This is a genomic window from Photobacterium sanguinicancri (assembly GCF_024346675.1).
GTDB lineage: Bacteria > Pseudomonadota > Gammaproteobacteria > Enterobacterales > Vibrionaceae > Photobacterium > Photobacterium sanguinicancri.
This window is the reverse complement of sequence record NZ_AP024850.1, coordinates 1282928-1296365: the sequence shown is the minus strand read 5'-3', so window position 1 is coordinate 1296365 and position 13438 is coordinate 1282928. Positions and strand designations below refer to the sequence as shown.

Below are 13438 nucleotides of genomic sequence, written 5' to 3'. Positions count from 1 at the left end.
AAAAATCACTAATAACTCGGCATTGATTGCAGCTAGCTATTTGTTCTACCTGAAAAATCTATAACGCAGTTCTTAGTCATTGAAACCAACAAGAATGTTTGGATAATTGATGGGATTGGTATAACTTAAACCACGTATTATAATTTCAACTCAAACACTTAAAGGACAGCCTGTGTTCAAGATTATCGTAACCATTGCCATTATTGGCTTCGTGATTTTTTTCATGTATCGCTCTCAAAGCAACAAAAAAGCAGCAGCTGAAAATATCCAAGCAGGTGAAACCTTTCTGGCTGAGAACAAACAAAATGAGGGTGTGAATGTCACAGCTTCAGGTCTGCAATACCAAGTGCTTCAAGCAGGCACTGGCAGCGCTCATCCAAAAGCATCAGATAAAGTGACTGTGCACTACCATGGTACTTTATTAGATGGTTCTGTATTCGATAGTTCAGTAGATCGCGGTCAACCAATTGATTTTGGTCTAAACCAAGTAATCGCAGGTTGGACTGAAGGTGTACAGCTAATGGTAGAGGGCGAGAAAACCCGCTTCTTTATTCCTGCTAATCTTGCTTATGGCAACCGTGCAATTGGTAGCATTCCACCAGGTTCAGTGCTGATTTTTGATGTTGAGCTCATCAAAATCAACTAATCGCTTAAAAAAGCCCTAAAACGCAGACGTAAAAAAAACCGCCATTATCACATTGGCGGTTTTTTATTATCTGGTTTATTCAAGCTAACTTAGTGAAGTTTCAGGTTCGGACGAAGTACGCGGTTGATTCGCCCTACCAGCATCATCAAACCCGTCTTAATCACACCATGCAAAGCAACCTGATGCATTCGGTATAGTGAAATATACACAACACGTGCAATACGACCTTCAACCATCATCGAGCCTTTCGTTAGGTTACCCATCAGGCTACCTACCGTCGAGAAACGACTTAAAGAAACAAGTGAGCCATGGTCACTGTATACGTATGGTTTTTGCTCACGGTCAGTGATTTTCGCAACAATGTTAGAAAAACAACGACTTGCCATTTGGTGTGCAGCTTGTGCTCGAGGTGGTACAAAACTACCATCAGCTTGAACACAAGACGCTAAATCACCAATCGCGTAAATGTCATCATCACGCGTAGTTTGCAGTGTTGGTTTAACAACAAGTTGGTTAATGCGATTAGTTTCAAGACCCGCAATGTCTTTCATGAAATCAGGTGCTTTAATACCAGCAGCCCAAACCATGATTTGTGCAGGAATGTGTTCACCGTCTTTCGTTGTTAGACCAGACTCATCGGCTTTCGTTACCATTGTAGCAGTGCGAACATTCACACCAAGCTTGGTTAGTTCACTGTGCGCTGCTGATGAAATACGTGGCGGTAAAGCAGGAAGAATACGCTCACCCGCTTCAACCAAATTCACGTTTAAGCGTGAGCTGTCTAGACCACCAAAACCATAGTTTTGCAGCTCTTTCACAGCATTGTGTAGTTCAGCAGAAAGTTCTACACCCGTCGCACCTGCACCAACAATTGCGATATCAACGGTTTTCTGCTCTTTATTAGCGTGAAGCTTCAAGAACTGATCGTTCATTTCTGTACGGAAACGGTGTGCTTGCTCTGGGCTATCAAGGAAAATACAGTTATCACGTACGCCTTGAGTGTTGAAATCGTTAGACGTTGAGCCGATCGCCATAACAAGGATGTCATACGCAAGCTCACGCTCAGGCATTAACAATTCACCTTGTTTATTGTGTAATTCAGAAAGCGTAATCGTTTTAGCTTCACGATTAATTTCTTGCAAACTACCCATTTGGAAATCGAAGTGATGATTTTTAGCATGTGCGCGATAGCTTAATGCATCCACACCTGCGTCCATCGAACCTGTTGCTACTTCGTGTAGAAGAGGCTTCCATAAATGACTTGCTTTGCGATCAACAAGCGTGACTTCTGCACGACCTTTGCGACCCAATGTACGACCTAGTTTTGTAGCAAGCTCAAGCCCACCGGCACCACCGCCAACAACGATAATTCGCGTCACGATTACTTCCTCTTTGATTTATCGAATTCTTGTCTTGAATAGCTCGACTTAGCTCTGTGGCTGACAACAGTAAACACTAAGACAAACTGACCATGAAACCTCGCGGTTTCAGAGGGCAAATAGATAGAAGGACCGATTTATAATCAGTCCTTCAAAGGCGTAGGAGGCTTAGATTGTTTCTTTAAACGCTTTTATAGTTTGTAGATGCTGAGATAATTTTTGGAATTTATGAGTTTGTTTCTCATCCCAGATGATTTTGTAGTAATCACCTAGAGCATCACTTGTGTGACGATTATCTAATATTTCATCTTGAGTTGAAAGTATGCATAGACAATTACCTGCATTTTTTTCTCTAAATTCGGAAACACATTTAGTCGCTATGTCTAAATACTCTTCTGGTCGGTCAATTCTTCCTTCCATGTTAATTTCAGGGTGTAAATTCGGGTTAAAAATGACCTGTTTAATACCGCATAAAAAACCAATCCTCTCAGACCAGAACCCACCCAAACCAACCCCACAAATAATAGGGTTTTTATCACTCGATTCTTCAATCAATTTGTGCACCTCTTTTAGTAGGTGCTGCATATCGTGTTTAGGATGGCGCGTACTGTAGTTAACAAACCGTACATCGGGATCGATAAACTGTAGTTGTAAAACCTTTTCGTGGTTACCTGGGCTTGTTGAATCGAAGCCGTGCAGATAAATGATCATCCTTTTCTCCCTCGGTTTATATATCTTGCAAAATTAATCTAACACGTTTCGTAGGGTTTAAAAGTCAATTGTCGGGATTAGTATGCAAAATCGAGGAATACTCCACAGTTCTTTGCACAGCCGCCAGCCTTCATATTAGTAAGGTTAGCGCTATTTCATCTGCTTTTCGCTGCCCCAAAATAGGCGTTGTTGCGATGAAAAGGCGGCAAAGCATATCTTAATATTTAAACGTATAGACCAATAGCATAGGTTATTTACTCAGTGCTATTCATGAATAAGCTTTGCCATATCCTTACGCAGATCAGTCAACAATCCCTGTAAGTGTTCAAGCTGGTTATCGCTCAGGCTATGATTAAGTCGGCGCATAACATCAAAACGGCGATTCAAATAGAAGGTGAGTTCTTTTTCTACTTTAGGGTTTTCAAAAGCCAAAAGCTGGTGAACCGTTATCTTGAGTTGCTGTTGAAATTGCGTTGAGCGCTGTTGAGACATCAAGGCTTTCCAATCAGATAAAAAATGCTGTCTGACTGAGAAAAATGTCGGCTCCATCTCGACTTGGTAGCCTGCAAGCTCTGTTAGTAGCCCTCTTTGCTTAGTGGTTAGCGAGCCTAACCAATCTTTCGCTTTTGCTTGAAGATCCAAACTTCGCTTTTTAATTTTTTGTTCAGTCGTGAGCTTCACACGCTCTTGCCGTACTTTTTCAATATCATCTTCAATTTTTTTATTAAATTGGTTTCGCTGGGAAGCATTAAGCGATCTCAACATAGCTGAAAATGTCGGAATGAAAATAGTCGCCGATTCTTGCCCCACCGCTGTAAATTTGAAGTGATAGCTTTTTATCTGCTGGAAAGTCAGTGGTTTTTCAAGATCCGCTTGAAGTTCTGAAATTAAACGGTGGATCTTAGGAAGCTCTTTTACGCGATGTTGTTCAAGTGCCAAATCAAGATTAGTTTCAAACGCGCGTTCTTGCGCTGAGTTTAAGCTGACATAATCCGAAACATAATATGGGATCCAGAAATTAAGCGTATTGTAACCAAGACGAAGCACGCACCCTGTTGTAAAAAGGACAGTGAGAATCACACTTGCTCGTAGCAGGTAAGAACAGCAGAAGGTATACCGCCAAGATTTAGCAGTATCTGTATTATGAAACAATGATGATAAAAGCGATTTCAATACTAACCTCACTAATCCTTGGAGTCAGTCTATGTTTGTGACACTAAATTAATACGAATGTAATGCCTTTAACGATCAATATAGACCGTTACCACGAGTTGAAATTACATTCCTTGTAATTCCGTTCTGCTAGTTCGCTTATATTTCAATCAAAGCAATTGATTTAATAGCTTTTTACCTTGATCACGATAGCTCTGATCTTGCCAAACTTGCGCTCCTGCAAAATACCATAGCATGGCAAGATAATCGCACCAAGGTTGCCATGCAATGACAGCGTTTTGCCAATACTCAATGTTATCGTCATTACGCGCTCGACAATATGCATTCACTGCGGCTTCACGCTCATAGTCATTGGCTTGAATTGTCATCGCCAGATCCAATGCTGGGTCACCTGCTGCCGAATACTCCCAGTCAATGACTGCATCCGTCTGGTCTTCACAACGAATAACGTTGTAATAGCCCAAATCAAAGTGACAGCAAGTCAGCGGAAAGGCATAAGGCAGCGCGGTTTGCTGAAAACGATTAAAAACCGACTCAAGCTCAGCATGCTTGTCATCAGGCAATATTGCGCACCAGTACAAAGCCGCTTTTTCGTGTACGTCTAAAGTGTGAACAGGCGCTACGCATTGATGAATACGTGCTTGAAGAGACATCATCGTATTAAGATCACATGGCGTGTGATGCACCTCACCAGCGTGCCACTCAACAAGTAAGCCATCATCGGCAAGTAATAAGACATTGGGTGAAAATGGCTTTTCCTGTAGTTGAAGAAGTACTTGAGACTCATGCAAGCGCGAAACAGCAAACGCATCTGATGCCTTGGCAACAGGTCGCCATACGGCAGAAAATGAATCAAAGTCGACTCGCCAACAACGATTACTTAGCCCCCCCAACAAAGGGGCTGCATTAATAATAGGCTGACCAATCTGATGCTCAATCATGGTTTTAATCGCCGTATCAAAAACCAATGTATCTACCTTTGTTGCCATTTTCTTAATTCTGCCTATTTAAATTTATACCTACTAAACCACGGCTTTAAGCACGCGCTAATAAATCAAAACCTTGACGTAATTGCTCACTTTTTAGGATTCGGCCATGCCCTAACCCTTCAGTTGCAATCAAGGTAACATGAGACAATTCTCCTGCCAGCTCGGATTCTGAGAAGGATGCAAATTTATCAGCTTTATCATGCACAATAACCGTGCGAGCTTTCGTGAGCTGAAGACGCTGCAATGGGTTAATACTTTCAAGTTCGTATTGATAACTCACCGCAATTTCATCAATCACTTCTTGGAAAAGCTTCATTGAAAAGCCTGAACGCTCAACCGTTGTCATCAGGTTTTCAGCATAATTGAGTACAGGGGCAACCAATAACACAGGTTTACTCTCTAAGCATAGGTGTCGACTCTCAAGTACCATTGCGCCTCCCATACTATGTGCAACAATACCAGCAATGGCATCTTGCTGTTCTAAAACACCATCTAAAGCAGCGACAAACCCAGGCAAATGCCCAAACTGACCTTCACTCTCACCATGAGCCGGGTTATCAAACGCCAATGCGGTATAGCCAGCCTGCGCAATATACTCCATCAATGGGAAAAATTGACTGGATGAGCCAGACCAACCATGGCCTAGCACCCACGTAGGACCACTTCCTAAACGGTAAGTCATGATCTTACCCTCTGATGTCTCAATCGACTGGCGCACAAGCCCTTCAGGTTCAATGATGACTTTTTTAGAACGCACAGGCGTCAGCAATAGTTTTTTGGCAAATTGCTTTGCATGTGCAGGAGCAATACGATGATGCAACCGTGATGCAACATTAATGAACCCACGGCGTAAATTCACGCCACCTGTTTGCTTAAAGTAAATTTTGCTACTCATCCTAACCTTCTCCATCAAGTCTCGACGTTATATTGAAACCAAAAATAGAACGACCGTGCTTTTTATTATTAAAATTTAAGGCATAAACGCATAACATCACTGTGCTGCAATTTATACCCTGATAGTTATGGCTGTCGCCATTCGTTAAACAAACTGTCGATCCCAGTCCAAAAACGCTGATGATCATCGGTTTCTAATGCTAATGATTGAAATAAGTGGCTACTCAAATAGATACCATATAAACGGTAAACTTCTTGCCAGCTATCAATACTTACACGAAACTCTCCACTCGCTTTCCCTTTCTCTAGTTGGTGTACCAAATAATCCAGCCAACGACGCGTCATTCCTTGTAAAGCAGCCTGTAAAGCGCAATCAGCCTCACCTGCTTTATCTTTCCATGCATCGATAAACATACAGCTACCTTGGAATGAACGATTCCAAGCAAGCCAATGTTTAAACAATAGACGTAGCTTGTGTTCAACATTCTCCGTCTGCGCTATTCGTGCAGGTTGGATCACCCGCTCAACAAACAACATGCCGGTATACTCAATCACAGCCACCTGCAGGTTTTCTTTCGACTGAAAATGAGAAAATAAACCGCTTTTAGACATACCCACATCCGTCGCCAGCTTCCCTATGGTTAAGCTGTCTAATCCTGTCGTACTAGCGGCCTCAAAAGCTGTGGCTAGAATATGTTCTCGTGTTGCTTTCTTTTTGCTCATTATCGGTACGAGTGCTGCCTATTTAATGCCTGACACCATTTTTAGCACGATCGTACTTTTTTGGCAAAAAAATAACGCCAACGAGCATTCATTGGCGTTATTTGTTGAATCAGTGACTAATTGGTATTACATGCCAAATAGCGACTTCGCTTCTTGCTTACGGATTTCAGTCTCGTCCGCCCACTCGATCAAACCTGTTTTAAGATCCATCAAGCGCATTGTCATTTTGTAGTAAACGTCTTTGTCACTACCGTTTTGCTTAACGATGCTCGCTAGATTACCGTAAAGCATGTATTGCGCGCCAACCATTTGGCCGAACTGAATAGCAGTGCTTTGATTAACTAGCTCATCGTTATTTTGGAAGTTAAGTTGTTTACGAACCGCTTCAACACGCGTCATATCAACAAAACGGAACTTACCAGAATTTAATAGGCGCGTGCTGATAGAATCCGTTACAGATTCTGTATCAATGTGCTCACTGGTTTTGTTTTTAATACTATCAACCACTACGATCGGACGTTTGCCATTAGCCGTGATGTAAGCAACAGAACCAGAAGCAAGCATGCTATCTGTCATTTCTACCGCAATTTTCTGTAGATCCGTAGAACCAAATTCAATGGTTGTCGTTTCCGCTTCTTGAGCGTCACCGTAGCTAACTTTCTGAGCACAACCACCCAATAACATAGCTAAACTTAATACAGCGATTAGGCCTTTTTTCATCTTCTTACCTTTAAAAATAATCAATTAATAATTAGCGCGGCGAATATAAATTCGGTACTGCTTTGCGTTAGCACTAGTCGCTACCGCTTGGAGTGTCATCGAGTCTTTACCATGAATCACAAATTGGCGCCAAGGTGCATCGCTGCCCTCAAGCTCAAGGCCTTGTGCATCATACCAATAGATACGATATTGAAGTTGGAGGTCATTTTCAGATTGACTCGTTACAGGCACAGCTGCTTTCATCAATCCATTTACATTTGTAATCATGGCTTTTTCAATCGTTAACTTACTCGCTAAAGATGAATTGCCAATCACCACATTTTGATTGCTGCTTTCAATGCTAATGCCTGATGTCCGTGGCGCACATGCCGACAGCATCAATGCAAATAACAAGACAGATAGTGCTTTCATTAATTTGCTCCTAGTAATACTGACCACCAGCTGACTTGATTGCCTTGGCGTGACACCCAAACCATGGTTGTGCGTCCTGCTTTCACTTCAACATCCAACTGTTGCCCATTCCAACTTAACGTCTGCGTTCCCGCTTTGACATCATCCTGATAAATATTGATAGCGGCTGGCAATGTTTGCCAACTACGCGTATCGGGTTGCTCTGTCAGCGTATTAAAAATATTCGCTAATACATTGCCAACATCATCGCCATTTTTTGCAGCTGTACGTCTCACTTCATCTTTTGCCAGTACACGCAATGCTTGGCGAACCACTATTGCTGGTAAACCTTCAGACAAGCTCTGTTGCGCCATGCTATTAACATTAGCAACTTGTTCACTATTCAATGAGTTATTGCCCAATTTAAGTGGCGATAATCTTGGTAAAGTCACATTGCGATAGTATGGCAATGCTAAATTATAGATAGCACCTTGACCACGGCTGTCACTCAGATAAAGCGGCAATCGCCAGTTATCACGAGCAGCAACGACACCTTGCTCATCAAAGATAACCACTCTACCTTCATTTTTCGCTGACTTTTGATACTTACCATAACGCGCTTCGAGTGTTTGTAAATCATCACGCATTTGTAGTCGTGTTGCTAAACGCAGTACTGTTTGTGCGACATATATATTATTAGGAGCAACCGCTAATGCGCGCTTGAAGTCGATATAAGCGCCATTCAAATCGCCATCCGCTTCGTACAACACACCCGATAAGAAAAACAGATAGCCATTTTGTACTGCACTTAGCGTTGTACCCGCATCAGGGTAACGTGCCAGTACCGCACCAATATTGTCACTAATGCCTTTTTTCTTTACCGCCTTTTCAGCACTAGCAAGTTCTTTCTCTCGGATTTTACGTGCCGCTTCTTGCACCATATTCGCACGACGCACTTCAACTAATGCACCCTCGAGTTTATGCTGCTGTACGTAATTAAGCGCAAGATAAAGATGTAAAAAGCCCAACTCGTAATCAGTCGGTTGATAGGTGATCATATTATCGTTAGTTAGTATCGCACCAGCTTGATTAAAGCCTTCAGACACTTGGATAATCGCTTTACTCTGTTGCTCTTTCACGGCGATATCAGCGCCCTGAAAAGCAGAAAAACTGGCAGGATATTGTTGAGCAATAAAGCGTGTTCGTCCCTGCTCCATACCATCAAGAATGGGGCCAGCAGGTGCTGTTGGCAATGATTCAATTGCGGATTCGTATCGCCCTTGCTCTAAAGCCGTATGTGTAGGGGCCATCGCTGCACTGTAATGACTAAACAATCCCTGAGCAGATAAATTAGCACAGGCCGCTAATGTCAAAGATAACAATACCGTTGCGGCTTTTTTCAGCATGAAATTTATAGCCTTTCATCCATTGAGCTGGTTAATCACCAACAAACAGTCAATAACGAGGAGTGAACCATGCCTAGCATGCCTTCACTCCTCTTACTTATTTAGCCAACAATCATAGGGCCAAGTGGACGACCACCGACTAAATGCATGTGGATATGGTAAACCTCTTGGCCACCATGCGGATTACAGTTCACAATTAAACGGTAACCATTTTCAGCAATACCTTCGTCTTTCGCTAATTTACGTGCAACGGTAAACAAACGTCCCATCATCGCTTCATCGTCTGCTTCTATATCGTTAACTGTTGGAAGCAGCTTATTCGGAATAATCAGAATATGACTTGGCGCACGCGGGTTAATATCACGAAATGCTGTCACCATCTCATCTTGATAAAGGACATCCGCTGGGATTTCCTTACGAATAATTTTACTGAAGATCGTTTCTTCGGCCATGCCATGCTCCATTTCAAAAGATTACATCACCAAAGAGTATGCTCGACTCCAGCGTTCAGAGCAATATTGAACACTGTTTTAAACATTAATTCCAGTGAATATTGCATTCTGTGACTCTTTTTTTGCAGCGCAGTTCAAAGAATGTGTATTAGAAACTCAATTATTATCAAGGCTAACATTAAGACTCTACAACTGGTGTTACAGTCAAACATAGTACAGAACAGATACTTAGCTATTTTGATTAGTAATGAAACACCGATGAAAAAGAAGTCAGACTCAGCGGTTAAACGTACTTTTCTTATTTTGCATACACACTCACCCAAGTATGCCTTGAGCGACTATTTAGGGACATTATGAAGAATAAAAGACAAACCTCTGTCATACGTCGAATGTATGCGGGATTTGCAGTCATGGTTGTACTTTTTGTTATAACAATCGCATTGATGTTGCAAGGAACTAACCGCATTCATGCCCAGCTAGAGGCGGTTACATCAGAATCGCTACCGCTAGTTTCGACTGCCAGCCAAGCGAGTGTACGCTTATTAGCAGCCGACAAGATTTTCAAAGACTACCTCACCAGTCAAAACCTCGATCGCATGGCAACCTATCAAGCAACCTTCACTGAAGCGCACAATACCTATTTAGCGACACAGGAAGCATTGCTTAACGAAGTGCAAAAACACCCAGCACTTCGCGCCCAAACCGATCAGCTACTAAGCCTAGAACAACGTTATTTCACTGAGGCAAATAATGCGATGGCCAATTATCGCACACAACTTGTTGCTCAAGCTGAACGTCAACGAATGGCCCGCCGATTCCAACAACTTTACCCCCAATTAAGCGTAAAGATGAAGGAATACATTGATGATCAAGAGAGCTTCACTGTAAAAATGATGGCTAAGAGTTATTTCATCAAGTTAGAGCAAACAGAAACCATTACATCCGATGCCCTTGCCATCGATGATGCTGACGCTATCAGTAAGGCGATGAAAAAAAACAGACGCTATATCAGCCATTTGAATGATGCTTACCGAGGTTTATCAACTCAACTACCGGCACTAAAACAAAACTTTGATAAGGCTATTCAGCAATATACGCGTGATATAGGCCAAAGCGACGGTATCCTTGCGACCCATTACGATTACGTCAATGCTAAAAACCGCCTGTATGACAACATCTCGGTATTAGCGACAGAAGTCGATGAAGCTGTTAACTTACTTAACACCTTCCAAAATCAAGCAAACAGCCTGATGAATGGTGCTATCGAAAAAGCTGAAACTGCCTATAATCAAGGCCTACGTAATGCTGTGCTTATCGGTTTTTGTGTGACATTTTTTGCAATTTTCATCGGCTGGGTACTCGCACAAAGCGTACGAAAACCACTTCGTTCAACACTTAAAACATTAGAAGCGCTTACCGATGGTGATATGACTCAGCGAATTGAAAATAATCACTTCATCGAATTCCAAAAGCTGAGCAGCCATATCAATACCTTAGCTGGCAACTTACAAGAGGTGTTGGGAGAGATCAGTTCTGCTTCTGAAGATTTAACCAATGTTGCAACTGAAAACCAAACTACAACAACTGCGGCTAAAGATCGCCTCAATGAACAGCGTCAGCAAACAGGCTCTGTTGCCACGGCAATGACAGAAATGGAGCAATCCGTGGCAGATGTCTCTCGCAGCGCACAAAGCTCAATGGAACGTGTTATTGAAGTGAGTAAAGCCGCTGATATTGGCCGTGACGTAATGAGCCGCAACATCAATACCGCTCACCAATTATCTACGCGACTGGATGAGTCAGTCAGTGCCGTAGGCAAGCTACAAGAAATGAGCAGTAATATTGGATCAATTTTAGATGTCATTCGCAATATCGCAGACCAAACCAACTTACTCGCATTAAACGCAGCAATTGAAGCAGCACGCGCAGGCGATCAAGGTCGCGGGTTTGCTGTAGTCGCAGACGAAGTTCGTGTCCTTGCGAAACGTACCACAGATTCAACCGCTGAAATTGAATCCATGATTCAAAGCTTACAAAGCAGCTCTGGGCAGGCTGTTACCATGATGCAAAGCTGCGTTTCTGAGATGGATAACAGCATCAGTCAAGCATCAGATGCCAACGGTGCAATGGAAGAAATCCAAGCCATTATTCTAGATATCAGCGAAATGAGCGAGCACATTGCCCATGCAGCGCAAGAGCAGCGCAGTACCACGGGGAACATTGCACGTAGCCTTGAAGATATCAGCCATATTGCTGATGCAAACTTTACTTCAATGGAAGAAGTCGCAGAAGCAAGTAGCAAGCTGGATCAACTGGCCCACCAGCAAAACAGCTTGGTGCATCGCTTTAAGGTTTAATTAATTTTGGCTTCATTGATCACCAAGTAAGCGTGATGCAATCAACATAAAAGACAAACGGCTAACATCAGTTAGCCGTTTTTATATGCGCGCTTATTCGGTGATATTCAACTATCCCCTTATTTCGCACTGTTTTAATACCATACCCTTGCGGCTAAAGACCAAAAGCTTTAGCTTGTTTTTAAACATGATTATTTCTTAACGACGAGGAGCAGTATGATGACCTATCACCCTTCACTAACTTGTGCGACAGCACCCGCTCACCTCCTCTGGCTCAACCTCTCCCAGACTCTCAGCCTGTAGTTTCCTTTGGGCTGTGATGTATGCACAGCCGCTATGATTCAAACCAAAGCTTCAGCCGAAAAAATAGCCTTCCTCCTGCATCCATCACCGCTCAGCTGACACCTTTACTGCGAACTTCACAGTTGTTAATAAAGAGCCAAGTATGGATACAACCAACGCAAACACGCACTCAAATAACAATATCAAGCAAAGCAACGTTGCTAGTGCCCCCCAAAAGACGGACACCCTGAATACGGAAGCGCGAAATACAGAGGCGCGAAATATAGAGGTGCGAAATAATACAGGCGCAGATATTGCCACTGGGATACTGCTGGCATTAATTGCGACAGTGCTATTTTCTATCAAGCCGATTTTGGTTAAGTTCGCGTATCAATTCGGCGGCGATCCCGTTGCTATAATGGCGATACGTGCTGCTTTCTCGCTCCCTTTTTACCTTGCGATGCTGCTATGGCTATGCCGCCATCAAACCCATAGGAGTAACCTTCTTCGTTATAGCTTACCCGCAGGGCTTGTTGGTGTATTAGGCTATTACATAGCTTCCTACTTGGATATTTTGTCGCTTCAGTACGTCAGTGCGCAGCTTGAGCGTTTACTTATATTCCTGTTCCCAACATTTGTGGTGCTAATTAGCTGGTTCTGGCTAAAACAAACGCCTTCATCACGTACCCTGAAAGCAACAGGATTAGGGTATCTCGGCGTCAGCTGTATCGTGGCGCACGACCTATCCAGCATGGGAGGTAACACCCTATTAGGCAGTGGACTAGCCATAGGTTCTGCAATCATCTTCGCGACCTATTTAGTATTGAGTAAATCCCTGATCACCAAAATGGGCAGCCAACTCTTTACTTGTATCGGTATGGGTTCGGCGGGATTTATCATTCTGTTACAAAGTAATATCACTGGTGTTGAGCCAAGTACATTTAGTCGAGAGTTCATCATCATAGGTGTGATAATGGGGTTCTTTTGTACCGTATTGCCTTCTTTCTTAATCGCAGCAGCAATGCAACGCTTAAGTCCCTCGCAACTCAGCTTAACCAGTAATATAGGCCCAGCTATTACTGCGATCTTCGCTGTGGTATTACTGGGAGAAGCATTTACCTTGTACCATGCGATTGGCATGTCAGTAGTCGTCTACTCAGTCGTGTTAATGAATAGGAAATAACACGACCAAATAGCGACCTCCAGCAAACGATTGCGTCTAAAATCACCGTTTGCCCGATTTGATGTAGAATTCACCTTTACATCATTAAGTTATACTTTTAGAATCGGGCAAATTTTTTGGGAGGTAAGCGACT

The 13438-nt window shown here is 42.8% G+C and carries 13 protein-coding genes; 3 read left to right on the top strand and 10 right to left on the bottom strand.

All coding sequences use genetic code 11. The features are described from left to right. Positions 1 to 172 precede the first annotated feature (172 nt). A complete protein-coding gene (locus tag OCU87_RS06280; protein WP_062688688.1) occupies positions 173 to 646 on the top strand; it encodes an FKBP-type peptidyl-prolyl cis-trans isomerase in 474 nt (157 codons plus the stop codon). 89 nt (positions 647 to 735) lie between these two features. Here the strand turns inward: OCU87_RS06280 and OCU87_RS06275 are convergent, their stop codons facing one another. From OCU87_RS06275 to hinT, 10 genes are all read right to left on the bottom strand, one after another. After that, positions 736 to 2025, bottom strand: coding sequence for an NAD(P)/FAD-dependent oxidoreductase (locus OCU87_RS06275; RefSeq protein ID WP_062688686.1), 1290 nt, complete (start codon positions 2023 to 2025; stop codon positions 736 to 738). 168 nt (positions 2026 to 2193) lie between these two features. Further along, positions 2194 to 2736, bottom strand: coding sequence for an alpha/beta hydrolase YcfP (gene ycfP, locus OCU87_RS06270; protein WP_062688685.1), 543 nt, complete (start codon positions 2734 to 2736; stop codon positions 2194 to 2196). Between the two features lie 264 nt (positions 2737 to 3000). After that, positions 3001 to 3816, bottom strand: coding sequence for a DUF6279 family lipoprotein (locus OCU87_RS06265; protein WP_261858022.1), 816 nt, complete (start codon positions 3814 to 3816; stop codon positions 3001 to 3003). 242 nt (positions 3817 to 4058) lie between these two features. Next, positions 4059 to 4898, bottom strand: a complete 840-nt coding sequence (locus OCU87_RS06260) for a phosphotransferase (RefSeq protein ID WP_261858021.1) — start codon at positions 4896 to 4898, stop codon at positions 4059 to 4061. 46 nt (positions 4899 to 4944) lie between these two features. Next, positions 4945 to 5793 (bottom strand): alpha/beta hydrolase, encoded by an 849-nt coding sequence (locus OCU87_RS06255; protein WP_094956601.1) that lies wholly within the window; start codon positions 5791 to 5793, stop codon positions 4945 to 4947. A gap of 125 nt (positions 5794 to 5918) precedes the next feature. Beyond that, entirely contained in the window at positions 5919 to 6515 is a 597-nt protein-coding gene (locus OCU87_RS06250) for a TetR/AcrR family transcriptional regulator (protein WP_062688680.1), read from the bottom strand. Between the two features lie 126 nt (positions 6516 to 6641). Next, the gene (gene lpoB, locus OCU87_RS06245) at positions 6642 to 7235 is read right to left on the bottom strand and encodes a penicillin-binding protein activator LpoB (RefSeq protein WP_062688678.1); all 594 of its coding nucleotides are present in this window, start codon (positions 7233 to 7235) and stop codon (positions 6642 to 6644) included. 24 nt (positions 7236 to 7259) lie between these two features. Next, complete coding sequence (locus tag OCU87_RS06240; protein ID WP_062688677.1) at positions 7260 to 7646, bottom strand: YcfL family protein; 387 nt, start codon at positions 7644 to 7646, stop codon at positions 7260 to 7262. After that, on the bottom strand, positions 7646 to 9031 hold the full coding sequence (locus OCU87_RS06235; RefSeq protein WP_261858020.1) for a COG3014 family protein: 1386 nt from the start codon (positions 9029 to 9031) through the stop codon (positions 7646 to 7648). The genes OCU87_RS06240 and OCU87_RS06235 overlap by 1 nt, the downstream gene beginning before the upstream one ends. A 101-nt stretch (positions 9032 to 9132) precedes the next feature. Next, positions 9133 to 9483 carry a purine nucleoside phosphoramidase gene (gene hinT, locus OCU87_RS06230; protein ID WP_261858019.1) on the bottom strand — a complete coding sequence of 117 codons (351 nt, stop codon included), beginning with the start codon at positions 9481 to 9483 and terminating at the stop codon, positions 9133 to 9135. Between the two features lie 353 nt (positions 9484 to 9836). On the opposite strand from hinT, the gene OCU87_RS06225 reads away from it, so the two are divergent. Both OCU87_RS06225 and OCU87_RS06220 read left to right on the top strand, forming a co-directional pair. Continuing rightward, positions 9837 to 11840, top strand: coding sequence for a methyl-accepting chemotaxis protein (locus tag OCU87_RS06225; protein ID WP_261858018.1), 2004 nt, complete (start codon positions 9837 to 9839; stop codon positions 11838 to 11840). Positions 11841 to 12369: 529 nt separating this feature from the next. Continuing rightward, a complete protein-coding gene (locus tag OCU87_RS06220; RefSeq protein ID WP_390960796.1) occupies positions 12370 to 13305 on the top strand; it encodes a DMT family transporter in 936 nt (311 codons plus the stop codon). Positions 13306 to 13438 lie beyond the last annotated feature (133 nt).